The sequence below is a fragment of the Phyllobacterium sp. SYP-B3895 genome, from assembly GCF_009647635.1.
In the GTDB taxonomy this organism is placed as follows: domain Bacteria; phylum Pseudomonadota; class Alphaproteobacteria; order Rhizobiales; family Rhizobiaceae; genus Phyllobacterium; species Phyllobacterium pellucidum.
In genome coordinates, this window is record NZ_WJIG01000003.1 from 705,652 (window position 1) to 730,366 (window position 24,715).

General features: G+C 58.9%; 23 protein-coding genes. 14 read left to right on the top strand and 9 right to left on the bottom strand.

All coding sequences use genetic code 11. From position 1 onward, the window contains the following. Positions 1-84: 84 nt before the first annotated feature. Positions 85-1,074, bottom strand: a complete 990-nt coding sequence (moaA, locus tag GF108_RS15995) for a GTP 3',8-cyclase MoaA (protein WP_153669512.1) — start codon at positions 1,072-1,074, stop codon at positions 85-87. Positions 1,075-1,267: 193 nt separating this feature from the next. Here moaA and GF108_RS16000 point away from each other — a divergent pair, with 193 nt between their 5' ends. Then, complete coding sequence (locus GF108_RS16000) at positions 1,268-1,642, top strand: gamma-butyrobetaine hydroxylase-like domain-containing protein (protein ID WP_027231704.1); 375 nt, start codon at positions 1,268-1,270, stop codon at positions 1,640-1,642. A gap of 225 nt (positions 1,643-1,867) precedes the next feature. Next, positions 1,868-3,787: a murein L,D-transpeptidase gene (locus GF108_RS16005; RefSeq protein WP_153668948.1), complete on the top strand. Its 1,920-nt coding sequence runs from the start codon at positions 1,868-1,870 to the stop codon at positions 3,785-3,787. A gap of 1 nt (position 3,788) precedes the next feature. Here GF108_RS16005 and GF108_RS16010 read toward each other — a convergent pair whose 3' ends face one another. The 6 genes from GF108_RS16010 to GF108_RS16035 form a co-directional block, all read right to left on the bottom strand. Continuing rightward, positions 3,789-4,532, bottom strand: coding sequence for a proteasome-type protease (locus GF108_RS16010; RefSeq protein ID WP_027231702.1), 744 nt, complete (start codon positions 4,530-4,532; stop codon positions 3,789-3,791). Between the two features lie 32 nt (positions 4,533-4,564). After that, complete coding sequence (locus GF108_RS16015) at positions 4,565-5,362, bottom strand: transglutaminase family protein (protein WP_153668950.1); 798 nt, start codon at positions 5,360-5,362, stop codon at positions 4,565-4,567. 5 nt (positions 5,363-5,367) lie between these two features. After that, complete coding sequence (locus GF108_RS16020) at positions 5,368-6,309, bottom strand: alpha-E domain-containing protein (RefSeq protein ID WP_091922014.1); 942 nt, start codon at positions 6,307-6,309, stop codon at positions 5,368-5,370. Positions 6,310-6,367: 58 nt separating this feature from the next. Next, positions 6,368-7,780, bottom strand: coding sequence for a circularly permuted type 2 ATP-grasp protein (locus GF108_RS16025; RefSeq protein ID WP_370462194.1), 1,413 nt, complete (start codon positions 7,778-7,780; stop codon positions 6,368-6,370). Between the two features lie 232 nt (positions 7,781-8,012). Continuing rightward, entirely contained in the window at positions 8,013-8,483 is a 471-nt protein-coding gene (locus tag GF108_RS16030) for a BA14K family protein (RefSeq protein ID WP_153669516.1), read from the bottom strand. Between the two features lie 174 nt (positions 8,484-8,657). Continuing rightward, a complete protein-coding gene (locus GF108_RS16035) occupies positions 8,658-9,341 on the bottom strand; it encodes an HAD family hydrolase (protein ID WP_153668952.1) in 684 nt (227 codons plus the stop codon). A gap of 197 nt (positions 9,342-9,538) precedes the next feature. On the opposite strand from GF108_RS16035, the gene rpiA reads away from it, so the two are divergent. The 3 genes from rpiA to gor all read left to right on the top strand — a co-directional run bounded on the left by rpiA (position 9,539) and on the right by gor (position 12,325). Then, complete coding sequence (rpiA, locus tag GF108_RS16040; protein ID WP_153668954.1) at positions 9,539-10,243, top strand: ribose-5-phosphate isomerase RpiA; 705 nt, start codon at positions 9,539-9,541, stop codon at positions 10,241-10,243. 4 nt (positions 10,244-10,247) lie between these two features. Beyond that, on the top strand, positions 10,248-10,814 hold the full coding sequence (locus tag GF108_RS16045; protein WP_091922006.1) for a DUF2059 domain-containing protein: 567 nt from the start codon (positions 10,248-10,250) through the stop codon (positions 10,812-10,814). 119 nt (positions 10,815-10,933) lie between these two features. Beyond that, positions 10,934-12,325, top strand: a complete 1,392-nt coding sequence (gor, locus tag GF108_RS16050) for a glutathione-disulfide reductase (RefSeq protein ID WP_153668956.1) — start codon at positions 10,934-10,936, stop codon at positions 12,323-12,325. A gap of 41 nt (positions 12,326-12,366) precedes the next feature. Here the strand turns inward: gor and GF108_RS16055 are convergent, their stop codons facing one another. Beyond that, positions 12,367-13,254 carry an alpha/beta fold hydrolase gene (locus GF108_RS16055; RefSeq protein ID WP_027231693.1) on the bottom strand — a complete coding sequence of 296 codons (888 nt, stop codon included), beginning with the start codon at positions 13,252-13,254 and terminating at the stop codon, positions 12,367-12,369. Positions 13,255-13,504: 250 nt separating this feature from the next. Between GF108_RS16055 and GF108_RS16060 the strand changes: the two genes are divergently transcribed. The 9 genes from GF108_RS16060 (at position 13,505) to gltX (ending at position 23,657) form a co-directional block, all read left to right on the top strand. Beyond that, a complete protein-coding gene (locus tag GF108_RS16060; RefSeq protein WP_153668958.1) occupies positions 13,505-13,798 on the top strand; it encodes a putative quinol monooxygenase in 294 nt (97 codons plus the stop codon). Between the two features lie 284 nt (positions 13,799-14,082). Next, positions 14,083-15,462: a class II 3-deoxy-7-phosphoheptulonate synthase gene (locus GF108_RS16065; protein ID WP_153668960.1), complete on the top strand. Its 1,380-nt coding sequence runs from the start codon at positions 14,083-14,085 to the stop codon at positions 15,460-15,462. Positions 15,463-15,609: 147 nt separating this feature from the next. Further along, entirely contained in the window at positions 15,610-16,185 is a 576-nt protein-coding gene (locus GF108_RS16070; RefSeq protein WP_153668962.1) for an ester cyclase, read from the top strand. A gap of 75 nt (positions 16,186-16,260) precedes the next feature. Continuing rightward, positions 16,261-17,448 (top strand): Na+/H+ antiporter NhaA, encoded by a 1,188-nt coding sequence (nhaA, locus tag GF108_RS16075; protein WP_153668965.1) that lies wholly within the window; start codon positions 16,261-16,263, stop codon positions 17,446-17,448. 31 nt (positions 17,449-17,479) lie between these two features. Next, entirely contained in the window at positions 17,480-17,914 is a 435-nt protein-coding gene (locus GF108_RS16080; RefSeq protein ID WP_153668967.1) for a GFA family protein, read from the top strand. A 49-nt stretch (positions 17,915-17,963) separates the two neighbouring features. Next, positions 17,964-18,314 (top strand): diacylglycerol kinase, encoded by a 351-nt coding sequence (locus tag GF108_RS16085; RefSeq protein ID WP_153668969.1) that lies wholly within the window; start codon positions 17,964-17,966, stop codon positions 18,312-18,314. Positions 18,315-18,365: 51 nt separating this feature from the next. After that, a complete protein-coding gene (locus GF108_RS16090; RefSeq protein ID WP_153668971.1) occupies positions 18,366-20,036 on the top strand; it encodes an NAD+ synthase in 1,671 nt (556 codons plus the stop codon). Positions 20,037-20,400: 364 nt separating this feature from the next. After that, positions 20,401-22,215, top strand: coding sequence for an ABC transporter ATP-binding protein (locus tag GF108_RS16095; RefSeq protein ID WP_153668973.1), 1,815 nt, complete (start codon positions 20,401-20,403; stop codon positions 22,213-22,215). A gap of 68 nt (positions 22,216-22,283) precedes the next feature. Then, a complete protein-coding gene (gene gltX, locus GF108_RS16100) occupies positions 22,284-23,657 on the top strand; it encodes a glutamate--tRNA ligase (protein ID WP_153668975.1) in 1,374 nt (457 codons plus the stop codon). Here the strand turns inward: gltX and GF108_RS16105 are convergent. Then, complete coding sequence (locus GF108_RS16105) at positions 23,575-24,633, bottom strand: DUF2865 domain-containing protein (protein WP_172982650.1); 1,059 nt, start codon at positions 24,631-24,633, stop codon at positions 23,575-23,577. The genes gltX and GF108_RS16105 overlap by 83 nt on opposite strands. Positions 24,634-24,715: the final 82 nt, after the last annotated feature.

Below are 24,715 nucleotides of genomic sequence, written 5' to 3' on the forward strand. Positions count from 1 at the left end.
CTTCTATCCGAAATTGCAGCGATCCTCCTCCGGAATCGCAAGGATTGATATATCAGCCTATATCAATCCGCGCATTCGGAATTATCAGCCGCCGGTAACGCTCATATGGCGGGAGACCGCAGGGCGGTTGTGGCGGCGATCGATGATGAAGTCGTGACCCTTGGGCTTGCGGCCGATGGCCTCGTCAATGACATCGTTGAGAAGGTCGTTGCCTTCGGATGCCCGCAGCGGCGCACGCAAATCTGCCGCATCTTCCTGTCCGAGGCACATATAGAGCGTGCCGGTACAGGTGAGGCGGACACGATTGCAGCTCTCGCAGAAATTATGGGTCATCGGCGTGATGAAGCCTATGCGGCCGCCGGTTTCCTCGATCTGCGCATAGCGCGCGGGACCGCCGGTCTTGTAGGCGATGTCGTGCAGCGTGAATTCTTCGGCAAGTTTCGAACGCACCAGCGACAGTGGCAGATATTGGTCTGTTCGGTCGAGATCGATCTCGCCCATAGGCATCGTTTCGATCAATGTCAGATCCATGCCGCGGCCATGGGCCCAGCGGATCATCTCAGGTATTTCGTGATCGTTGAAACCTTTGAGTGCGACCGCGTTCAGCTTGATCTTGATGCCGGCAGCCTGTGCCGCGTCGATACCCTCCATGACGCGGCCCAAATCGCCCCAGCGGGTGATTTGACGAAACTTGTCCGGATGGAGTGTATCGAGCGATACATTGATGCGCCTGACGCCGTGATCGGCGAGCTCGGCTGCAAAGCGCGCCAGCTGCGAGCCGTTCGTCGTCAGGGTTAACTCCTCCAGCGCGCCGGAGCGAAGGTGACGCGACAGTTCGCCGATCAAATGCATGATGTTCTTGCGAACAAGCGGCTCGCCGCCGGTCAGCCGCAGCTTCCTGACGCCACGCTCGATGAAGGCCGTGCACAAACGATCGAGTTCCTCGAGCGTCAACAGATCCCGCTTGGGCAGGAATGTCATGTGCTCGGACATGCAATAGGTGCAGCGAAAATCGCAGCGATCCGTCACCGAAACCCGCAAATAGCTGATCGTTCGACCGAACGGGTCGACCATTGGTGCCTGAATGCCGGGTCTTTCGAGCAGTGAAACGTGATCCAAGAGCTTCCTCCTGAAGGAGAGATAAGGTGCGGCCGCTTGCTTGTCCAGTCATCGCCGCTAGCATGCTGTTTCAAGGAAAACTATACGCCGACTTGCAGGCCGTCTTGCGCATGCTACACAAGGGTCGTCAATATAGGGATTATACACCATGACGAGTGCCTGGCCGAAAGAATTGCGTGTTGCCAAGGACCGCCGGTCGCTGACGGTCAGCTTCGACAATGGCGAGACTTACATTCTTTCGGCCGAATTTCTGCGTGTTGCCTCGCCGTCGGCCGAAGTGCAGGGACACTCGGCTGAGCAGCGCGTTACGGTGCCCGGCAAGATCAATGTCGCGATCATGAAAATGGAGCCTGTCGGCAATTATGCCGTACGAATCATTTTCGATGACATGCATGATACGGGTCTCTTCAGCTGGGATTACCTGATTGAACTCGGGCGCAACAAGGACGACCGCTGGCAGTCCTATCTCGACGAGCTTGCTGAAAAGGGCTTGAGCCGCGAGCCGGCAATTCGGCCGCACTGACACCACCATACGCCGTGTCGCGCGGGTTATTTCTGCTTTGCCATCCTGAAAAATCGCCTGTGTCGAAATCGGCACACGGCGCAAAATTGTGCCGTTCAAGAATAATCAAACGATCGATGGGCATTGTTAAAAGATTCTAAATAGGATGCGATGAAACTGGCCGAACACCAAATCAGAGGCCGGCCCATGATACACCCGTGGGCAAGTACCATCCGGGCGGACATCATGAATTCCTATTCCAAAAAACGTGCGATCTTTTTGGCTGCGATGCTTTCGGCAACAGCCATACCGCTGTCGCCCGCATCTGCCGCAAACAATCTGATGGAGCTGTTGTTCGGCCAGCGCCGCGTCGAGTCGCAGCCAGTCGTCCAGCCGCGCGCGCTTCGGCCGGGCGAGGCGCCAGGAGAGGCAAGGCGCCCATCCGCACCGATCAAGCGCGTGACTGTCACCGCCCCGACAAATTACGACTACAAGCCGGAGCAGGTAACTCAGATCGACTTTTCCAAGGTTGATCCGCAGCTGACGGCTTCCGCCGACCACGGCATTGTGTCGCCACCGCAGATGGAGCGTTTCGGGCTGAAGCTCGACCACTTCAAGGAAGCGCATGTCCTAGCGGAAAAGAACATCGCCGATGCTGTCGTCTCCTATTACGCCGCCAAGCAGCAGCCGATCTGGACCGCTTCCTATGATGTCCGCCCCAAGGCAAAGGCGGTCATGGCGTTGTTTGCCAAGGCGGGCGAAGAGGGGCTCGATCCGGCCGACTATGCCGTCAAGATGCCCTCCGACGACTATGATCGCAGCGATATCCCCGCCCGGCTGAAAGAGCTCGCGGATTTCGAGCTGACGCTATCGGCGCGCGCACTTCGCTATGCGATGGATCAGGGCGACGGCCGCATCAATCCGAACCGCCTCAGCGGCTTTCATGATTTTGCTGTGGACCGCCTGCAACCCCGCGACGTGATGAATCAGCTTGCCACCGCCAGCGATCCGGGCGCGGTGCTCGCCGGCTTTGCACCGCAGAGCAAGTGGTACGCCGAACTGAAACAGAGCCTCGCCGCGCTTGGCGATGCGTCGGAGCCGACCGTCCGCGTCGCACCCGGCACCAAGATCCGTCCGGGCGACGACAATCCGGAACTGCGCAATGTGGTGGCGTTGATCAAGGCGAAGGCGCCGAAATCCTATCTCCTCACGCATGAGGCCGTTCTCGATGCCCATGAGAATGCCAGCATCTACGACGAGAGCCTCGTCGAGGCCATCAAGGATTTCCAGCGTGATCAGGGACGCAAGCCGGATGGCGTGATCGGCACCAGCACGATTGGAGCGCTTCAGGCTGAATCGAACACTTCGAAGCGCGACCGCATCGTCTATTCCATGGAAAGGTTGCGCTGGCTGCCGCATGATTTCGGCCAGCGTTATGTATTCGTCAATCAGCCTGCCTTTCGCGCCCAGTATTTCGATGGCGGTACCGAGAAGCTGGCGATGAATATCGTTGTCGGATCGCCGACCAACCAGACCTACTTCTTCAACGACACCATCGAAACCGTTGTTTTCAATCCTTCCTGGGGCGTGCCGCGCTCGATCATACTTAACGAGATGATGCCGAAAATCCTCAACAATCCGTCCTATCTCGAAAGCAGCGGCTACGAGGTCTACGACAAGTCGGGACGCGTCATTCCGTCAAGTGCGGTGAATTGGTCGCAGGTTGCCGCCAACGGCGGCGGCGTCGGCATTCGCCAGAAGCCGAGCCTCGACAATGCTCTCGGCGAACTCAAGATCCTGTTCCCCAACAGCCACGACATCTACATGCACGATACGCCGGCGAAGTCCTATTTCAAGCGGGACATGCGTGCACTAAGCCATGGCTGCATCCGCCTTGAGCACCCGCGCGACATGGCTGCAGCCGTGCTCGGCATGTCGGTCGCGGACCTGACGCCGTATTTCGGCAAGAACGAGCGCAGCGTAAAGGTCGCCAACCCGCTGCCGGTCTATGTCTCGTACTTCACCGCCTGGCCGGATGCGGCAACGGGCGAAATCAAGTTTTACGACGATGTCTATGAGCGCGACGCCTATCTACAGAAGGCGATCGACAAGACGCGGGCGGTGCGTGAGGCAAGTCCGGTCACCGCGCAGACGGCGAAGCTCTGACCTAGTGTCCCCTGGGCTCGATTTCGAACGGCGGCAGGCTTTGCAGCGCAAGCTTCAAGGCCTGCGACCAGCCATCTGAAATCATTTCATAATAGGGATCGTGACGTTCCACGCGTCTTTCGAAACCAAGCCTGAAACTGTCCGCCTGGTAGAATTGCAGATCGAGCGGCAGGCCCACTGAAAGATTGGATTTCAGCGTCGAATCGAATGAGACCAAAAGCAGCTTGGTCGCTTCCTCGAAGGTCATGGCCGGATCATAGGAGCGGACGATGATCGGCTTGCCGTATTTGTGCTCGCCGATCTGGAAAAATGGCGTATCTGGCGTGGATTCGATGAAGTTTCCTTCGGGGTAGATGAGAAATAGGCGCGGATCGCCGCCCTTGATCTGGCCGCCGAGGATAATCGAGGCGCCGAACGAATCGGCGCGCTGCCCACTGGCGCCCACCTCGTCGATGACGTGGCGGATCGTATCGCCGACTAGGCGCGCGGTCTGGAACATTGACGGCATGTCATAGATGCTGGGCGCGCGTTCGGACGGCATCTTGGTACGTTCGTTGAGAATGCTGATAACCGCCTGCGTGGTGGCAAGATTGCCGGCCGATAGCAAGGTGATGACCCGATCGCCAGTCTTGGCCCAGGTGTACATTTTCTTGAATGTCGAAATATTGTCGACACCCGCATTGGTTCTCGTGTCGGACATGAACACGAGGCCGCGGTCTAGTTTGAGCCCCACGCAATAGGTCATAATCAATCCCAGATTCTAAAAGCCAGAGCCGATTACTGCTCCACATTAATCTCTACGGCAAGCGATTCAATGCCGGGTCCCATGCGTATACCGGAAATCGGCGCCGCCTCGCGATAATCCAGCCCGCAGGCGATGCGCACATAGGTCTCGTTCGGGCACAGATCGTTGGCGGCGTCGAAACCGACCCAGCCAAGCCCGTCGATATGCACCTCCGCCCAAGCGTGGCTCGCCGTCTGTTCAATCGTGTGATTGAGCATCAGGTAGCCAGAGACGTAGCGGGCGGGGATGCCAAGCAGGCGCGCCGTCGCAAGAAAGATGTGCGTATGATCCTGGCACACGCCCTTGCCGTTAAGCAGCGCCTCTTCTGCCGTTGTCGTGATCGTCGTCGAACCCGGCGTGTAGGCGACCCGTTGGTTCAGCATGCCCATCAGTTGATGCATGAGAGGCAGCCGCTCGAGGCTGCTGTCGAGATCGGCGGCGAGAGCGCGGATCGCATCTCCGGCCTTGGTCAGAGCGGTATCGCGTTCGTAGAGCCAGATCGGCATGAAGTTATAGACCTTGCCGAGCACGCCAGCTTTATCTTCGGTCTCGACCTGGCCCATGGCACGGATGACGAGGCGTTCTGTGTCGCGCTGCAGGCGGATCAGTATGGTGCGGTTGCCGTAACCGTCGCGGTAATTTGCCTCCTGTGTCGCTCCCTCCACTTGCACAGACCAGTCGATGACTTTCTGGCCCGGTCCGCTTTGCGGGTGCATACGCAGCCGTAGAACCGAATAGTGTACGGGAGCGTCATAATGATAGCTGGAAATGTGCTGGATGTTGAGAAGCATGATCTTCAATCGAAGTTGTAGGCTTCAGCAATTTTCGTGCTCAAGCTGTTCGTTTGATAGATGAGGTCACTCAGGAACTCGTGCAGGCCGCTATCGAATATGGTCCGGATATCATTGTCCTGCAACAGGGTCATGATGCCTTCCGCCATGTCATGGCAGGCGTGGCGGCGGCCGTAGTCATTGGCCAGAAATCTCAGATTGTCGACGATGTTTGAATAGCAGAAGTTGAGCGAGCGCGGCATGCGCGAGTTGAGGATCAGGTAATCGGCAATGTTTACAGGGTTGTATTCGACGTCATAGACCCAGCGGTAGGAACGGTGCGCCGAGACCGAGCGCAGGATCGATTCCCACTGAAAATTGTCGAGGGTCGTGCCGACATAGGAGATCGAAGGCAAGAGCACGTAATATTTGACGTCAAGAATGCGGGCGGTGTTGTCGCCGCGCTCTATGAACGTTCCGATACGGGCGAAATTGAAGATTTCGTTGCGCAACATCGTGCCATGAAAGGCGCCGCGGATGATCGCTGTCTCGCGCTTGATCTGGTCGAGGACGCGCGGCAGGTCGGTTTCCGGTATCGGGTTGGCGAGCGTGGATTTCAGGATCATCCACGTCTCGTTGACGCTCTCCCAGGCTTCGCGGGTCAAGGCGGTGCGCACCATGCGGGCGTTAAGCCGGGCCGTCTCCACGCAAGACATGACGCTCGACGGGTTGTTGAGGTCACGCAGCAGGAAGTCCGACACCTGGCCGGCATTGTATTCGGTGTACTTGCTGTCGTAGCCGATCTTCACGCCAGCGCTCATCAGTACGGAGGACCATTCTTCAGGGGCATCGGAAGTCTTGGTCAGGGCCATGCGCAAACCGGCGTCGATCAGCCGAGCCATGTTTTCCGCCCGCTCGATATAGCGGAACATCCAGTAAAGACCATTTGCGGTTCGGCCGAGCAGCATTTTCCAGTATCATCCCTCGTTCTTGTGGAACCGTCTTCGGCGGCTCTTTATCAAAATGCTAATCGTCGAGCACCCATGTGTCTTTCGTGCCCCCGCCCTGGCTGGAGTTGACGACGAGCGAGCCTTCCTTGAGCGCGACCCGCGTCAAGCCTCCAGGCGTGATCCTTATGCGGTCCGAGACCAGGACGAAGGGGCGCAAATCCACGTGGCGCGGGGAGAGGCCCTTTTCGGTCATGATCGGCGTCGTCGAAAGCGCCAGCGTCGGCTGGGCGATGTAGTTCTTCGGATTGGCGCTGAGCTTGGCGGCGAAGACCTCACGTTCCTTCTTCGTGGAAGCCGGACCGACCAGCATGCCGTAACCGCCCGAGCCATGCACTTCCTTAACGACGAGATCGGCAAGATTTTCGAGTACATATTTAAGGGTGTCGGGCTCGGAGCAGCGATGCGTCGGCACGTTTTCGAGGATTGCCTTGCGGCCCGTATAGAACTCGACGATCTCCGGCATATAGGAATAGAGCGCCTTGTCGTCGGCGATCCCGGTGCCGGGCGCGTTGGCAATCGTAATGTTTCCCGAGCGGTAGACATCCATGATGCCGGGCACGCCAAGCGCGGAATCCCTGCGGAAGGTGAGCGGATCGAGGAAGGAATCGTCCACGCGCCGGTAAAGCACGTCGATGGCGCGATTGCCTTCGGTGGTCCGCATGACCACCTTGCCGTCTTCAACCTTGAGGTCGCTGCCTTCGACGAGCTCAACGCCCATCTGGTCGGCTAGAAACGCATGTTCGAAATAGGCTGAATTAAAAATACCAGGAGTAAGGACTGCGATCGTGGGCGGGCCCTTGCATCCGGGCGGCGCTACCGCGGCCAGCGATTGCCTGAGCAGCTTTGGATAGGTTTCGACAGGGCGAACCTTGATCTGCTGGAAGAGCTCCGGGAAGAGCTGCATCATGGTTTCGCGGTTTTCCAGCATATAGGAAACGCCGGAAGGCGTGCGGGCATTGTCTTCGAGAACGTAGAACTGGTTCTCCTGCGTCCTGACGATGTCGACGCCGATAATGTGCGTGTAGACGTTGCCGGGCGGACGAAATCCGACCATTTCCGGAAGGTAGGCATCATTGTGCGTGAAGAGTTCGCGCGGGATGCGTCCGGCACGGATAATCTCCTGGCGATGATAAATATCGTCGAGGAAGGCGTTGAGCGCCATGACACGCTGTTCGATGCCCTGCGACAGGCGGCGCCATTCATTGCCGGTGATGATGCGCGGGATGATATCGAAGGGTATGATGCGCTCGGCTGCCTCTTCGTCGCCGTAGACGGCGAAAGTGATACCCGTTTTGCGGAAAACGTTTTCAGCATCAAGGGCTTTTTGTGCCAACCGCTCGGGGTTCTGGGTGTCGAGCCAGCATTTCAGTTGTTCATAGGGCGGTCGAACGTCGCCGCCTGTTTTGATCATCTCGTCAAATGGCTTCACTCAAAATCCCCTTCATATAAGGGACATTCAAGCGGGTTCATCGAAAAAAGCAAGCACTATCCATCGTTTAAGGCTGTGGCCGGGCGGCCGGATTAAAAATTAGGCAACTGCATCACGGCAGAGGCAAGCGCAAGACGACTTTCGTCTAATCCATGGGCTAGAGATGGGGTAACCGAAAGAAAAGCCCGGGATTTTAGTCCCGGGCCCTGATGAATCACCCCGATTCATTTGATCAGTAAGGCGAAACACACTGGCGGCGCGGCCCGGAATAGGGCTGAAAACTATTGTCGTAGGCACGGTAGGAGCGATAGCGGTCATAGCACCACCGCACGTGGGATCCGCCAGTCCGGTACACAGGTCCACCGTACCGATAGACAGGCGGCGCGCTGAAAGCATTGCCTATGATGAGGCCGGTGCCAAAAGCTGCAAGCGGGAACCATGCCCCGTTATAGTATCTGTAGCCCGGGCGATAATAGTTGTAGCCGCGATAGCCGCCCCAATAGCCGCCGCCACCGCGCCAATATGGGCGTCCGCTCCAGGCGCGGTCACGATACCAGCCACGGTTGCCGTTCCAGCCACCGCCGCGCCAATGGCGCCGGTACTGTACCTGATCGATGTTGGCGTTGCCGGTTTCAATCGTCACCGGCGCAAGTGGTGCAGAGTAGGCAGGAACGCTTGTGGCCGTCGCCATGCCCCCAACCATTGCCAAGGCAGAAAGTATCGAGGTCAGTTTCTTCAATTTCTCCTCCTTGCGAGACGCAGTGCCTCGCACACGTTTCATAGAAGTAAGAAATACGCAGATTTCGGGCCAAAACGGCCTCTTATCTCGGAAACTTAAACGTGCCTGGTCTTCATTTGTTCCGGCAGGCTGCTTGCGTCATGCATCCACCGACCCGATCAACTCATTTGCGAGTTCCACCTTCAATTCGCGAAAATGCGAAATGATACGGCTCGGATCATAAGCAGAAACCGGCAAGTCCGAATAACCGAAGTCGACGGCAACGACAGGAATGCCTGCCGCCTTGGCCGTATCGATGTCGGTCCGGCTGTCGCCTATCATGACGGCGCGCTCCGGATCGCCACCCGCCTTGCGGATGGTCTCGATGAGATGACGCGGATCGGGCTTGCGGAAGGAGAATGAATCCCCGCCGCAGATAGCGCCGAAGCGCGAGGTCTGGCCAAGCCCGTCCAGAAGCTTGACCGACAACCCCTCGAACTTGTTGGTGCAGACGGCGAGGAGGTAGCCGGCTTCGGCCAACTGTTCCATCGCCTGTTCGGCGCCTTCATAAAGCGCGGAGCGACCCGGCATGTGCATGCCGTAGTGTTCGATGAAGATGTCGACCAGCCGGTCGAGTTCTTCCGGGCTTAAATGCTTCTGCTGCGCCTCGAAGGCGCGCTCGATCATGACGCGGCCTCCATGGCCGACATAGCGACGCAGCGCGACGGGATCGATTTTCTCCATATCCTTGGCCTCAAGGCAATGATTGAGGCTGTCGAGAAGATCAGGGGCCGTATCCACCAGGGTTCCGTCTAGGTCGAAAACAACGATTGGCTGAGGCATATTTTTTCCTGTGGCATTCGCGGTTCGGAGCGAAGGTTGCGATAAATTGTGTGTTCGGTGCCCTGATGCATGCATGTACGATAATCAGGCCGGGATAAATCCGGCAATGAGCCTTGACCCGATCGTCTGACGTGTTAGGGAGCCCAGTGTCAAGGCAAAGCCATATCAAGTCAAAGCTACAAGAAGGCGCACCACCGATGGATGCCAAAACATTGAAGATCAAGGCCGCGGCCGAGGCGCTGACCTATGTCGAGGACGGCATGCGGCTCGGCATCGGCACAGGCTCGACCGCGGAGGAATTCGTGCGGCTGCTCGCGGTGCGGGTCAAGGACGGTCTTGACGTCATTGGCGTGCCGACATCGGAGCGCACGGCCGCGCTTTGCCGCGAACTCGGCGTCAAGCTCACGACGCTTGAGGAGACGCCGCAACTTGACCTGACGATCGATGGGGCGGACGAGGTTGATCCCGAGCTGACCCTCATCAAGGGCGGCGGCGGGGCCCTGCTGCGCGAGAAGATCGTTGCTGCCGCCTCCAAGCGGATGGTGGTGATTGCCGACGAAAGCAAGCTTGTCGAGTCACTCGGTGCGTTTCCTCTGCCTGTCGAGGTCAATCGTTTCGGGCTTGCGGCGACGAAGATTGCCATCGAGCGCGCCGCCTCGTCACTCGATCTGTCGGGGCCACTTACATTGAGGATGACGGGAGCCGAACCATTTGTTACAGACGGCGGGCATTTGATCCTGGATGCATCTTTTGGCCGCATTCCGGATACAAGAGCCTTATCACTCGCTTTGCACGCCATTCCCGGCGTGGTGGAGCATGGACTTTTTCTGGATCTGGCGCGCGTGGCCATTCTGGCTGGCGCTGACGGCATCCGCACACTGACAACGAAAACGGAGCGATAAACTCATGAACCTTGCATCTGGCTTTCGCCGCTTGATTGCACCCTTGTCTGTTGCGATCGTGCTGGGCGGTCTCTGCTCGGCACAAGCGCAGGAAATCACCCCTTCGCATCTCGCAGCTGCCCGTGCAGCGGTGGCCGCCATCAAGGCGACTGACATGTTCGACTCGATCCTTCCCGATGCTGCCCGCGGTCTCAAGGCCGAGCTTATCCAGAAAGATCCCAATCTCGAATCGGTGATCAGCTCTGCCGTCGACGAGCAGGCGATCAAGCTCGCAGCGCGCCGTGCCGACCTTGAGAACGAAGCCGCCCGCGCCTATGCGGTTTCCTTCACTGAAGAGGAACTTAACGCCATCACCGGTTTCTACACGTCCCCGGCCGGCCTCAAGCTCCTTTCGGAAGGGCCGATCGTGACGCGTGAAGTGAACAAGGCCGCCTCGATCTGGCAGCGCGGCGTCGCCCGCGACCTCGCGCAGGCTGTCGCCGAGAAGATTGCGGCAACCGCTGCGACGATGGCGCCAGCCAATGCACCGGCGCCCGCCAAGGCCGAGACGCCGGCAAAGCCGAAGCAGTAACGGCGAAGCCCGTTTGAAACTTTCTACAGAGCCCGGCCCCAGCGCCGGGCTTTGTTCTTTCAAGACACCGCGATAGAACCCATATGCAATGAACCTCAGCAGATTCGGAGTGCCTTGCCATGACAGGCTTTGATTATGACCTCTTCGTTATCGGAGGCGGATCGGGCGGCGTGCGCGCCGGCAGGCTTGCGGGCGCCATGGGCAAAAAAGTCGGCCTTGCCGAAGAATATCGGATGGGCGGCACCTGCGTCATCCGCGGATGCGTACCGAAAAAGCTCTTCGTCTACGCGTCACAATTTCCGGAACATTTCGAGGCGTCGGCAGGCTATGGCTGGAGCGTCGGGGAGGCGAGCTTCGACTGGCCGACGCTCATTGCCAATAAGGACCGCGAAATTGCCCGCCTCGAAGGCCTTTACCGGCTGGGGCTCGACAATTCCAACGTCGAGATCCATGACAGCCGGGCAGTGCTCATCGATGACCACACGATCGAGATCCTCAAGACCGGCAAGCGGGTGACAGCGGATCAAATTCTTGTGGCGACTGGCGGTCATCCCAATCCGCATGCGGCGTTGCCGGGACATGATCTCTGCATCAGTTCCAACGAGGCGTTCCATCTTGCCGAACTGCCGAAAGCCATCGTTATTGAAGGCGGTGGCTATATTGCCGTCGAGTTTGCGAATATTTTCCATGGCCTCGGCGTTGAAACGACCCTCATCTACCGCGGCAAGGAAATCCTTTCGCGCTTCGACCATGATTTGCGGCAATTGCTGCATGCGTCGATGACCGAGAAGGGTATCCGCATTCGCTGCGTCGAGATGATCAAGGAAGTCAGGCGTTCGGGTGACAGCAGGCTCGCCGTGCAGCTCGGCTCGGGCGACAGCATTGAAGCCGACCAGGTGATGCTCGCCATCGGGCGCGTGCCGAACACAAAGTCGCTTGGCCTTGAAGCAGCCGGCGTCGGGGTCGACGAACTTGGCGCGATCAAGGTCGATGCCTATTCGCGCACGACCAAAGACAATATCTGGGCCGTCGGCGACGTGACCAACCGCGTGCAGCTTACGCCGGTCGCCATCCATGAGGCGATGTGCTTCCTCGAGACGGCGTTCAAGAACAATCCGACCGAACCGGACCATAAATACATTGCGACGGCCGTCTTCTCGCAGCCCGAGATCGGCACGGTCGGGCTTTGCGAGGCGGACGCTGCAAGGGAATACAAGGAACTCGAAGTCTACCGCGCCCTGTTCCGCCCGATGCGCAACACGCTATCGGGCGCCAAGGACAAGATGCTGACCAAGCTGATCGTCGATGCGGCGACACGCCGGGTCATCGGCGCGCACATCCTCGGGCCTGATGCCGGTGAAATGGCGCAGCTCCTTGCCATTCCCATCAAGGCCGGCTGCACCAAGGATGATTTCGATAGGACGATGGCGGTGCATCCGACAGCTTCCGAAGAACTGGTGACGATGTACAGGCCGAGTTACCGCGTGGTCGATGGGAAACGTGTCGATTGACCGCGCGCCCGGGCTGCGGCGGCTCGCGTCAAAAGGCAGGCCTAGGCGGCACGCATTTCCGGCCGCAACGCCGCTCCATCCGGAACCTTGGCATTAAGCAGCCAATCCGTCACGGCCGGCCACAATTTATTGGCCTGGTGCTTGCGGAAGAAACCGAGATGACCGATCGGCGCGCCGTCCGAACTTGCCGGGGAATACCACATCTCGTGCAGAACGGAGGCATTGTCGAAGCGGCGCAGCAGGCTTTCGACCGCGCGCGGCGTTCCCCAGACATCGTCGGTGATGCCAACCGAGAGGAGGGGGATCGTCACCTTCTGAAAGTTTTGCGCTTCTGGAACCGCAGGGTCGGAGAACAGGAAGTTCGGATTGCGGCACCAGCGGGCCCAGTCACGGAATATCGTGCCCGGCACGGCTTCACCGAGCCCGCCCCATTTGGGCAATTTGCCGAAGGGAATTGTAAGCGGCACTCCGACAAGGTTCATCTTGGCGTACATGGCGCAGGGCTGCGCCGTATTGCGATAGTAGCCGGACAAGGACGCCAGCAGTGCATAACGCTCGAAGCTCGCAGACCGGTTGCTGAGACCGAGGGCGACGCCGCCATAGGAATGGCCGATACCGACCATGGGCCGCGACCCCGAGAGGCGCCTCAGTTCATCAACGGCGGCGGGAAAGTCGAGAACGCCCCAATCCTTGAGGTTGAGGCGGGATTTCCAGCGGCTGGGAGCCTCGGAGCGGGCGACTCCGCGGTAGTCGTAAGTAAGAACCTTGGATGCGCCGAGATCGATGAGGTGGGCGGCAAAATGCCGGTAAATCGCGTCAGGTACGGCGGCTGCAGACGAAATCAGGACGGCCGGCCCTTCGCCGCCGCCTTCATACAGATGACCGTGCAGCGGAAAGCCGTCCGCCGCCAGAAAACGTATATCCTTCATCGATCCTCCCAGATCTTACCTTGACGTTAACGTAAATCAAAATGGCGCTGCCGACAATGGTGATTTCGCAACTGACAACACGCGAACTTAAAACTAATGTCTCTCCGCTCTAGAGCCACGCTTCAGTCATCGATGTAAAAGCGAAATCAACGGTACGCTGACGTTCGTACGCTCAAGACCTGTTTGACCTGAAACCGGCCTACTCAGGGTGCAACACGAATAAATCGCTGCCGTAAATGGATGGTATATTATGAGTAACAGAACAGGCGCAGTTAGACTCTCCGGTTTCCTGCGATGCGCATCGATGCACGATGTCGCGCTTGTCATCGATTATCTTCCCGATCACCTTCGACTTACCAGGGCCGAGCCAGGATGCATCTCTTTTGATGTGTCGCACACCGATGATGCTCTGGTGTGGCGGGTGGAGGAGCTTTTTGTAGATCGCGCTGCCTTTGATTTTCATCAGCAAAGAACCCGCGCGTCGGAGTGGTTCACTGCTACCTCCGCCATCCCCCGAGAATACACAATCGAGGAACTTGAGTAGAGATTACAGGAACCGCTTCATCGAGTAATCGATCGCGTCTTCACTTTGCCCATAGGCCATAATCAACACGTTATGGCAGACGCTATAACAACCTCTGACCGCTCAAATGTCGGTTCCTGAGAGGGGTGCCCTTCGTGTCCATGGGCATGTTCGCTTGATATTGTCCGCGGTTGCGGACGGGACTGGCATATCTGCAGCAATTGGACTATATGAGCGCCTCCGGCAAAGCCCGGGGAAACACAATCAATTACAACCTATATTGAAGGTCATAACAGGGTGCAATAATGACGAAGAACTGGACACCGACTTCCTGGAGAGGCAAACCGGTAAAGCAGATGCCTTTCTATCCGGACGCTCAGGCTTTGAGCGATGTCGAGGCCCGTCTTCGTACCTATCCGCCGCTCGTTTTTGCAGGTGAAGCGCGCAAGCTGAAAAAGCAGTTGGCCGCAGTCTCGCGCGGCGAGGGCTTTTTGCTCCAGGGCGGCGACTGCGCCGAAAGCTTTGCCGAGCATGGCGCAGATAATATTCGCGACTTCTTCCGCGTCTTCCTGCAGATGGCGGTTGTCCTGACCTTCGGCGCGTCGCAGCCGGTGTTGAAGATCGGCCGTATCGCCGGCCAGTTCGCCAAGCCGCGCTCGGCCGACACGGAGACGAAGGATGGCATTGAGCTGCCCGTTTACCGCGGCGATATCATCAACGGCACCGAATTCACCGAGCAGGCCCGTATCCCGGACCCGGCGCGTCAGGAGATGGCTTACCGCCAGTCCGCCGCGACGCTGAACCTGCTGCGCGCTTTCGCCCAGGGCGGCTATGCCAATCTCGAAAACGTCAACCAGTGGATGCTCGGCTTCGTTTCCGACAGCCCGCAGGGCGAGCGTTACGGCAAGCTGGCCCGCCGCATTGCCGATACGATGGACTTCATGCGCGCCGTCGGGATCACCTCGGAAACCAACGCCCAACTGCGCGAGACGGATTTCTACACCAGCCACGAGGCTCTGCTGCTCGGCTATGAGGAAGCGCTGACCCGCGTCGATTCCACCTCCGGCGACTGGTACGGCACGTCCGGCCACATGATCTGGATCGGCGATCGCACGCGTCAGGCAGATCATGCGCATGTCGAGTACTGCCGGGGCATCAAGAACCCGCTCGGCCTGAAATGCGGCCCGACGCTTGAGGCCGACGATTTGATCCGGCTGATCGACCTGCTCAATCCGGCCAACGAGGCAGGGCGCCTTACCCTCATCGCCCGGTTCGGCCATGACAAGGTCGGCGACCATCTGCCCAAGCTGATCCGCGCGGTACAAAAGGAAGGCCGCAACGTCGTTTGGTCCTGCGATCCGATGCATGGCAACACGATCACCGCCAATGGCTACAAGACCCGGCCCTTCGACCGTATCCTCAAGGAAGTCGAGAGCTTTTTTGCAGTTCATCATGCCGAAGGGACCTATCCCGGCGGCATCCATATCGAGATGACCGGCAAGAACGTCACGGAGTGCACTGGCGGTGCCCGCGCCATATCGGCGGACGACCTCTCGGATCGTTACCACACGCACTGCGATCCGCGTCTCAATGCCGACCAGGCATTGGAACTGGCATTCCTCGTCGCCGAGCTTCTGAAGAAGGAGCGCGACAGCCACCCACAGAAGCTGGCAGTCAACGCCTGAGCGACGCACTGTCTGCCACTATTCCCGAAGGGCGGTCTTTATGGCCGCCCTTTGTTTATATAACGTACGTCACGGCAGGCTGGCGATTTTGGCCTGGCCAATACTGACGATTTCCATTCGAAATATTTCCAGAAAAGGAATTCAGCCATGAACAACTATATTGTTGTTGCCTTCGCTGCATTGACGATCGGACTGCCAGCTCAAGCATATGCAGAAGATCCCGCAAAGGCTGCGGAGAAGGCTCTTCCCGCCCTCATGGAAGAACTCCCCAAATATCAGAATGCCGAGAAGACGACGGACACCAATCTGAAAACATTCGATACACTGGACTTCGATGTCTATACCAACCAGAAATGGGATCGTCTGGGCGAAAGCCACGCTGCCGATATTCTCGTCCACTATCCCGATGGTCATACGACCAAGGGGCTTCACGATCACGTCGAGGAATTGAAGGAAATATTCGTCTATGCACCGGATACGCATATCAATGTGCACCCGGTGCGGTTCGGCCAAGGGCAGTGGACCGGCGTGATAGGGGCGATGGAAGGCACGTTCACCAAACCGATGCCGACACCCGATGGAAAATCCATCGCGCCCACCGGCAAGCCGTTCAAGCTGACGATGGCGACGCTTGGCCATTGGACGCCCGCCGGCGTGATGGACGAGGAATATCTTTTCTGGGACAATTTGAGTTTCATGAAGCAGATTGGGCTGGCGCAGTAGCCCGCCACGCAACCAACGCGGGAAAGGCGGATTTCGGGACTGGAGTTTTCCGTTTCAGGATTCTATCAAGTCTGCATGGACATTAAACCCACGCGCCGAATCCGCCTGACTGCGTCGTTCCGTTCGTTCATGGAGAATGAGGCTGCTGGCGGCATCATTCTGATGGCGGTTGCCGCACTTGCCCTAATCATCGCCAATTCCCCGGTCAGCGAAGATTATTTCGGTTTTCTCAAGACTTACGTCGGCGGGCTCAGCATCCTCCATTGGATCAATGACGCCCTGATGGCGATTTTCTTCCTGCTTGTCGGGCTTGAAATAAAGCGCGAAATGATCAGCGGACAATTGTCCACCTGGTCGCGGCGCGCTTTGCCGGGTTTTGCTGCAGTCGGCGGGATGATGGTCCCCGCGCTGATCTTTCTGTTCTTCAATGAGGGCGCCACCATTCGCGGCTGGGCAATCCCTTCGGCGACGGATATCGCCTTTTCGCTAGGCGTCCTCTCGCTGCTCGGCGCGCGCGTGCCGCTCTCGCTCAAGGTTTTCCTGACCGCCCTTGCCATCATCGATGATCTCGGTGCGGTCATCATCATCGCGCTGTTCTACTCCGAAGGCCTGAATGTTCCGGCGCTCGCCGGCATGGCGGCGGTATTCGCCATTCTCGTCGCCATGAATTATCTCGGCATGGTGCGGCTCTGGGCCTATCTCGTTCTCGGCGTCATCCTCTGGATTCTGGTGTTCAAGTCCGGCATCCACGCAACGATCGCCGGTGTTCTCCTTGCGCTGACAATTCCGATGAAAGGCAAGCGCGGCGAGGCTGATTCGCCGCTGGTCGAACTCGAACATGCCATCCAGCCCTGGGTAGGCTTCATCATCGTGCCGATCTTCGGTTTCGCCAATGCCGGTGTCTCCTTCAGCGGCGTATCGCTGTCAAACCTTGCCGATCCGGTGCCGATCGGTGTTGCGGCTGGGCTCTTCATCGGCAAGCAGCTTGGCGTCTTCGCCTTTGCCTGGTTGGCGATCAAGCTTCGTCTTGCCGAACGCCCACCTGGCGCGACGTGGGTCCAGATTTACGGCGTCGCTATCCTGTGCGGCATCGGCTTCACCATGAGCCTGTTCATCGGGCTTCTCGCCTATGACAAGTCGCCGCTGCTGCAGGACGAGACGAAGCTCGGCGTGCTCCTTGGCTCGCTCTTGTCGGCGGTGTTCGGCGCCTTTGTTCTGGCCGTGGCGGCTGCCCGCTCAAAGAAGCCCGAGCCGAAAAAATAGCTGGAATTCGTCAATCATCGGGAGGTGCGGCATGAGGGAAACGCATAAAGGATCGTGCCTTTGCGGCAGGGTCCGTTTTGAGGCGAGAGGGGAACTGCGCGGGGTCGTCTATTGCCATTGCTCGCAATGCCGCAAGCAGTCCGGACATTTTTATGCTGCGACCAATGTTGAGAACGATGCGATCAGCATTTCGGGCGAAGAGAACGTCAGCTGGTACGAGGCGAGCGCTTTCGCTCGGCGGGGCTTTTGCAGGAATTGCGGTTCGGCGCTGTTCTGGAAGCATCGCGATCTCGATCATATTTCCGTCATGGCCGGCGCATTCGAGGAGCCAACCAGTTTGAGAGGCGCATGCCATATCTTTGTCGCCGATAAGGGCGACTACTACGCCATCGAGGATCATCTGCCCCAATATGAGAAAAGCGGCGGCGGCGTTGTCGTAACCGTCAATGAAACGCCCGGGGATTGACCTTGGCCGAACTCGCTCTAAAGCTTGTGCGGACAAATGAGGGTGGGGCATGCATCGGCTGGTACTGGCATTCATCAATTCCATGCGGGCTTTGAAACATTTGGCCATGCATGAAAAGGCGGTTCAACAGGAACTCGGTCTCTTCTTCATCTCGATACCGGTTGCCGCCTTCATCGCGCCTTCGGGACTTGCCTTTCTGCTATTGACCGGATCGGTGCTGTTCCTGATCCTGATCGAGGTGCTCAATACCGGCATCGAGGCTGCCTGCGATGCCGTTTCGCTCGATTTTCACAGGGAGATCCAGATCGCCAAGGATTGTGGATCGCTCGCCGTGCTCATCTCGGTTATCCTTGTCGCCGCCGTCTGGCTCTATACGCTCTGGAGCGTGTTTTTTGCCTAGGAAGAGCGCGCTCGCCTTGTCTTGCCTGCAACGAAACGATATATGTTCACTATGAGCAAAAATACTGACATCCTCCGCATAGCTATCGCTCAGCTCAACCCGGTGCTCGGCGATATCAAAGGAAATCTTGCCAAAGCCCGTGAGGCGCGCGCCGATGCAGCGCGGCAGAGCGCCGATCTGATCCTCTTCACCGAGCTATTCATCTCAGGCTATCCGCCGGAAGATCTTGTTCTGAAGCGTTCGTTCATAGATGCCTGCGAGAAGGCGGTGAACGAGTTTGCGGCCGACACGGCGGATGGCGGTCCGGGTGTGATTATCGGGATTCCGTTGAAACGGCCATCGGGCCTGCACAATGCCGTCATGGTTCTGGACGAGGGCAGGGTTATCGCCGAGCGTTTCAAGGTGGACCTGCCGAATTATGGCGAGTTCGACGAGAAACGTGTATTCCAGGCCGGTCCCATGCCGGGCCCGGTAAACTTCCGCGGCGTGCGGATCGGCGTTCCAATTTGCGAGGATATCTGGGGTGATCTCGGTGTCTGCGAAACGCTGGCGGAGAGCGGCGCGGAGATTCTCTGCGTTCCCAATGGCTCGCCCTATTATCGCGGCAAGGTCGACGTTCGCTATCAGGTGGCGCTGCGCCACGTGATCGAGACGGGGTTGCCCCTTATCTTCGCCAATCAGCTCGGCGGCCAGGACGATCTCATTTTCGACGGCGCCTCCTTTGCCTTCAACTCCGACAAGAATCTGGCCTTCCAGATGTCGCAGTTCGAAGAGCAACTGATGGTGACAACCTGGAAGCGGGGCGCGGATGGCTGGTCGTGCGGCGAAGGTCCAATGTCGCGCATCCCTGAGGGGGAGGAGGCCAATTACCGCGCCTGCATGCTTGGCCTGCGCGACTACGTCAACAAGAACGGCTTCAAGGATGTCGTACTCGGGCTTTCCGGCGGCATCGATTCGGCGATCTGCGCCGCGCTCGCCGTCGATGCCCTGGGCGAAGAACGCCTGCGCGCGGTGATGATGCCCTATGCCTATACGTCGAAGGATTCGCTGAAGGATGCCGAGGATTGCGCCCGCATGCTCGGCTGCCGGTACGACATCGTGCCGATCTTCGAGCCGGTAGAAGGTTTTCTCAAGGCGCTGGGCCCGATTTTCGCAGGCACCAAGGAAGGGATTACCGAGGAAAACCTGCAGAGCCGCGCCCGCGGCACGATCCTGATGGCGATCTCCAACAAGTTCGGCTCGATGGTGGTGACGACGGGCAACAAGTCGGAGATGTCGGTCGGCTATGCCACGCTCTATGGCGACATGAACGGCGGCTATAATCCAATCAAGGACCTCTACAAGATGCAGGTCTACGCCATGTCCGAGTGGCGCAACAAGAACGTTCCCGCCGGTGGCCTCGGGCCATCGGGCGAGGTCATTCCGGTCAACATCATCAGCAAGGCGCCGTCGGCCGAACTGCGTGAAAACCAGACCGACCAGGACTCGCTGCCGCCCTATCCGGTTCTCGACGATATTCTGGAATCCCTCGTCGAGAACGAGATGAGCGTCGATGAAATCGTGGAGCGCGGTCACGATCGGGCGACGGTCGAGCGGATCGAGCACCTTCTCTACATCGCCGAATACAAGCGCCGGCAATCGGCTCCGGGTGTAAAGGTCACCAGGAAGAATTTCGGCCGCGATCGCCGCTATCCGATCACCAATCGATTCCGGGATCGCTGATACGAGTGTTGCAGGCGCGCCTCACCTATGTCGCAAACACGCGAAGTTGAAAAAATTGGTGCTTGGCGCGCGAAAACGATTCACTTATAAGCCCAAGTCCGGCAATGAAGACCGGGAGGTTTTCGAATGACAGTTTTCCATATGTCCCCGCGGGGCGGCGTTCGTTCCTGACACGTGATGCGGAAAAGCCCACGAGGCTTTTCAATTACCTTCACACGTCAAGGTAACCCATCGCCGACATTGGCCTTTCCCGTATTCGGGCAAGTCGCCAAATCACTTCTGCCGTACTGATTCCTATCCACTACACGGCAAGCTCGTTCCTGATTATCTGTGAGGCCGGTGCAATTGGGCGCCGGACATTGTCATGAATTTTTTGCGTTTCAACCTGCGCGGGGGAGCATTCCGCGCCGTTCTCGGATTCACTTGGTGCCACTGGCAAAAACAGCCGGTGCGCGTGGGCATTATCGCCGGGGCGGTCATGCTTTCGACCCTTGCCGACGTATTGACGCCGCTCTATTCCGGCCGGCTCGTCGATGCCGTCGTCAATGGGCACGCCCGTGAGGAAATTGTCTGGAATGCCGCAATGGCGGCGTTCGGGGCGCTTCTTGCCCTGTCGCTCGGCGCGATCATTCTCAGGCACGTCACCTTCGTCGCCGTGACGCACCTGACCTTGAAGATGATGACCGACATCGCGTCCGGCGCATTCTATCGTATCCAGCGTTTCTCGACCGACTGGCACGCGAACAGCTTTGCCGGATCGACCGTGCGCAAGGTAACGCGCGGCATGTGGGCGCTCGACTTGCTTAACGATACGCTGCTGCTGGCCTTGTTCCCGTCGATCATAATGCTCGCAGGATCGACGATCCTGATGGCCTGGTACTGGCCACTGATGGGTGTCATCATCGGCATCGGTTCGTTGGTTTTCGTCACTGTCACGGTGATGATGTCGCTCGGCTTCGTCGCGCCGATGGCAAGCCTTGCCAATCGCTGGGATACGAAGCTCGGCGGTTCGCTTGCGGACGCCGTCAGCTGCAACATGGTGGTGAAGGGCTTTGGCGCGGAAAGCCGCGAGGATGCGCGTCTCGTCAAGGTTTTGGACAAGTGGAAGGACCGGACGGCGCGCACCTGGATCAGGGGGACGTGGAACGGCACGACACAAGGAACGATGCTGCTCTTCCTGCGGGCGGCGGTGATCGGTTTTGCGCTTATCCTCTGGGCAGACGGAAATGCCAGCGCCGGTGACATCACTTTCGTGCTGACGTCGTTCTTTATCCTGCAGGGATACTTGCGCGAAGTCGGGATGCACATTCGCAACTTGCAGCGCTCGATCAACGACATGGAGGAACTGGTTGATATTCAGAGTCAGCGCCTCGGCATCGAGGATCGCCCAGGTGCAAAGCCGATTGTCATTACCGATGGCAGGATCGAGTTCGACAACGTGACCTTCCTCTACGGTGCGCACCGCCTGCCGCTCTATGACCGGTTCTCGGTGACGATCCGGGCGGGCGAGCGGGTGGGGCTCGTCGGTCATTCCGGGTCGGGCAAAACGACATTCGTCAAGCTGATTCAGCGGCTGCACGACGTAAAGGCGGGCCGGATTTTGATCGACGGTCAGGATATCGCCGAGGTGCGGCAGGCGTCGCTGCGCCAGCAAATCGCCATCGTGCAGCAGGAACCGATCCTGTTTCACCGGACCCTGGCGGAGAACATCGCCTATGCCCGTCCCGGCGCCTCACAGGAGGAGATCGAGGAAGCGGCGCGGCAGGCAAGCGCGCACGAGTTCATCTCGGCGCTGCCAAAGGGCTACAGCACGCTCGTCGGCGAGCGTGGTGTCAAGCTTTCGGGCGGCGAGCGGCAACGTGTGGCGATCGCCAGGGCGTTCCTTGCGGATGCACCGATCCTCATTCTGGACGAGGCGACATCGAGCCTCGATTCAGAATCGGAAGTGCTGATCCAGCAGGCGATGGAGCGGCTGATGCAGGGACGGACGACGCTCGTCATTGCGCATCGTCTTTCCACGGTGCGCTCGCTTGACCGGCTACTGGTCTTCGACCACGGCAAGATCGTCGAGGAGGGTAACCACGAGGCGCTGATCCGGCTCGGGGGCGGCATCTACCGCAGTCTGTTCGAACGGCAGGCGCTGGAGTTGACGAAGGGCCTCGTCCTCAACGACGATTAACGAAATATGGGCCGCGCGCAATCGCGGCCCATATTGCCATTGCAGGCGGCATCCGATATGCCCCACCAATGACCACCATCGTCCGTTTTGCACCGTCTCCGACTGGCTTCATCCATATCGGCAACACACGCATAGCCTTGTTCAACTGGCTGTTCGCGCTGCAGAACAAGGGGCAGTTCATCCTCCGCTTCGACGATACGGATACCGTGCGTTCGAAGACGGAATATGCCGAGGCAACGATCGCCGATCTTGAATGGCTCGGCATCGAGCCAGTGCGCATCGAATATCAGTCGAAGCGCATCCCGCTCTATGACGCTGCTGCCGAGAAGCTCAAGACAGCGGGCGTCCTTTATCCGTGCTACGAGACCGCCGAGGAACTCGAGCGCAAGCGCAAGCTGCGCCTGGCGCGCCGGTTGCCGCCGATCTATGGCCGCGAGGCTTTGAAGCTGACCGCTGCCGATCGGGAGAAGCTCGAGGCCGAGGGTCGCCGTCCGCACTGGCGCTTTCTGTTGCCGAATTTCAAGGACGATCCGTTTGCGATAGCGCGCACCGAGGTTCATTGGGACGATCTGGTGCGCGGCCGCGAAACCGTCGATCTCTCCTCGCTGTCCGATCCGGTCCTTGTGCGTGAGGACGGCACCTATCTCTATACCTTCACTTCGGTGGTCGACGATATCGACATGGACATTACCCATATCATTCGCGGCAATGACCACATCACCAATAGCGGCGTCCAGATCTCGATCATCGAGGCGCTGGGCGCCAAGGTCCCGGCCCTTGGCCATATCAATCTCCTGACGACGGCGTCGGGCGAAGGTATTTCCAAGCGCACCGGCGCATTGTCGATTGGTAGCCTGCGCCGCGATGGCTACGAGCCGATGGCGGTGGCGAGCCTTGCCGTGCTGATCGGCACATCGGAAAATGTTACCGCCGTGCCGGACATGGCTTCGCTGGCCGCGATTTTCGATCCGGCTGCGACATCGAAATCCGCTTCGAAATTCGACCCTGCCGATCTCGATGCGCTCAACCGTGCCCTGATCCATGCGATGCCTTTCGAGGAAGTCAGTGAACGGCTCACAGCGCTTGGTATTAAGGGCGACCGGGCGGGAGCCTTCTGGCTCGCCGTGCGCGGCAACCTTTCGAAGGTTTTAGATGCCGCCGCCTGGTGGACGATCGTGAACGAGGGGCCTGCAACGGATGTGGCTGTGGCGGCCGAGGATGCCGATTTCGTGCGCGCCGCCTTCGACCTGCTGCCGGCCGAGCCCTGGAGCCGGGAGACCTGGAAACAGTGGACGGATGCGGTCAAGGATCAGAGCGGGCGCAAGGGCAAGAGCCTGTTCATGCCGCTGCGCATCGCGCTTACTGGGCTCGCTTCTGGTCCGGAGCTTGCGGATCTGCTGCCCCTTCTTGGTCGGGAAGGAACGTTGGCCCGACGACCCTGACCTTGCGGTTGGGATCGATCGGCTTGTCTTCGGTGAGCGGCTTCGGCTTCTCCACCTCGGTTTTTTTCGCCTCTGGTTCCCCGAGCTGAATGATCGAGGAGGCCTGTGTCGCGGGCTCGCCGGCGGGAACGGTAGGCTCGCTCTTCGCCTCTTGCGGTTGGGCTGATGGCTTTGCAGCCTCGGCAGGCGTCGCGGTCTCGACCCTCGGTGCGGCCGGCTTGGCTGGCTCGGCGAGAGCGGGTTTGGGCGTTGGCGCTGCCACTTTCCTCGGATCGACAAGGGCCTTGAAGTCGCCGGCCGTCTTTTGACAGCTGCATTGCGGCGTTCCATTGGCGCCGACCTTGCGGAATTTGAAGGCGTTCGGCGTGTTGCGGTAGGCATCGCCGCGCAGCGAAATCATCGCGGCGGGGTCCTGGTTCTCGGTCGGCCGATAAAACAGTTTCGCGCCCGTACATTGGGACTGGCATTGCGCCTGATCGCGCGCGAAATTTTCCGCACCCGTATCGTAGGAGATCGGGAAATAATAGCCGTCGCAACTGCGCACGCACAGCGTTTGGTAACGTCCGCCGGAGACGGGGGCCGTGCTCATTTCCGGCTCGACAGGTTCCGGCTCGGTTCCGTAAATCTCATAGGAAGGCGCGGCAGTCGCGCGGCGCGGCGTGTCACGCAGCGGGTAATCGCGCTGGGGTGCCTCGTGTACCGGATAGTCGGGTATCGGTTGATCGCGCAGCGGCATGTCGTAACGCGGCTCATCGTGAATGGGCGAGTCAATGATGGGGCAATCATTGGCATCGAGCGCGGCCACCACGCGGTCGCGGCGCAGTTGCAACTCGTAGTCGTCGACATCTGCATTGCTGTTCAATTGGTCGAGACGTTCCTGCATCCGGACACAATTGTCGGAATTGGCATAAGCAAGCGGGGCCGTCGCGAGAATTGCGGCAGCGGCGATGATGGCAGATTGGAGTGTCCGATGCATGAGGCGGTCCGGAAAGTTCAGGGGCATTCGACGGGTGCGAATGCGCCTGAACCATCCACGGCCATGCGGCAGCAATAAGACG

What these genes read in the sequence shown, in the direction of transcription:
- moaA (WP_153669512.1), bottom strand. Translation starts at nt 1,074, where the DNA reads ATGGTCGACCCGTTCGGTCGAACGATCAGCTATTTGCGGGTTTCGGTG.
- GF108_RS16000 (WP_027231704.1), top strand. Translation starts at nt 1,268, where the DNA reads ATGACGAGTGCCTGGCCGAAAGAATTGCGTGTTGCCAAGGACCGCCGG.
- GF108_RS16005 (WP_153668948.1), top strand. Translation starts at nt 1,868, where the DNA reads ATGAATTCCTATTCCAAAAAACGTGCGATCTTTTTGGCTGCGATGCTT.
- GF108_RS16010 (WP_027231702.1), bottom strand. Translation starts at nt 4,532, where the DNA reads ATGACCTATTGCGTGGGGCTCAAACTAGACCGCGGCCTCGTGTTCATG.
- GF108_RS16015 (WP_153668950.1), bottom strand. Translation starts at nt 5,362, where the DNA reads ATGCTTCTCAACATCCAGCACATTTCCAGCTATCATTATGACGCTCCC.
- GF108_RS16020 (WP_091922014.1), bottom strand. Translation starts at nt 6,309, where the DNA reads ATGCTGCTCGGCCGAACCGCAAATGGTCTTTACTGGATGTTCCGCTAT.
- GF108_RS16030 (WP_153669516.1), bottom strand. Translation starts at nt 8,483, where the DNA reads ATGGTTGGGGGCATGGCGACGGCCACAAGCGTTCCTGCCTACTCTGCA.
- GF108_RS16035 (WP_153668952.1), bottom strand. Translation starts at nt 9,341, where the DNA reads ATGCCTCAGCCAATCGTTGTTTTCGACCTAGACGGAACCCTGGTGGAT.
- rpiA (WP_153668954.1), top strand. Translation starts at nt 9,539, where the DNA reads ATGGATGCCAAAACATTGAAGATCAAGGCCGCGGCCGAGGCGCTGACC.
- GF108_RS16045 (WP_091922006.1), top strand. Translation starts at nt 10,248, where the DNA reads ATGAACCTTGCATCTGGCTTTCGCCGCTTGATTGCACCCTTGTCTGTT.
- gor (WP_153668956.1), top strand. Translation starts at nt 10,934, where the DNA reads ATGACAGGCTTTGATTATGACCTCTTCGTTATCGGAGGCGGATCGGGC.
- GF108_RS16055 (WP_027231693.1), bottom strand. Translation starts at nt 13,254, where the DNA reads ATGAAGGATATACGTTTTCTGGCGGCGGACGGCTTTCCGCTGCACGGT.
- GF108_RS16060 (WP_153668958.1), top strand. Translation starts at nt 13,505, where the DNA reads ATGAGTAACAGAACAGGCGCAGTTAGACTCTCCGGTTTCCTGCGATGC.
- GF108_RS16065 (WP_153668960.1), top strand. Translation starts at nt 14,083, where the DNA reads ATGACGAAGAACTGGACACCGACTTCCTGGAGAGGCAAACCGGTAAAG.
- GF108_RS16070 (WP_153668962.1), top strand. Translation starts at nt 15,610, where the DNA reads ATGAACAACTATATTGTTGTTGCCTTCGCTGCATTGACGATCGGACTG.
- nhaA (WP_153668965.1), top strand. Translation starts at nt 16,261, where the DNA reads ATGGACATTAAACCCACGCGCCGAATCCGCCTGACTGCGTCGTTCCGT.
- GF108_RS16080 (WP_153668967.1), top strand. Translation starts at nt 17,480, where the DNA reads ATGAGGGAAACGCATAAAGGATCGTGCCTTTGCGGCAGGGTCCGTTTT.
- GF108_RS16085 (WP_153668969.1), top strand. Translation starts at nt 17,964, where the DNA reads ATGCATCGGCTGGTACTGGCATTCATCAATTCCATGCGGGCTTTGAAA.
- GF108_RS16090 (WP_153668971.1), top strand. Translation starts at nt 18,366, where the DNA reads ATGAGCAAAAATACTGACATCCTCCGCATAGCTATCGCTCAGCTCAAC.
- GF108_RS16095 (WP_153668973.1), top strand. Translation starts at nt 20,401, where the DNA reads ATGAATTTTTTGCGTTTCAACCTGCGCGGGGGAGCATTCCGCGCCGTT.
- gltX (WP_153668975.1), top strand. Translation starts at nt 22,284, where the DNA reads ATGACCACCATCGTCCGTTTTGCACCGTCTCCGACTGGCTTCATCCAT.
- GF108_RS16105 (WP_172982650.1), bottom strand. Translation starts at nt 24,633, where the DNA reads ATGCATCGGACACTCCAATCTGCCATCATCGCCGCTGCCGCAATTCTC.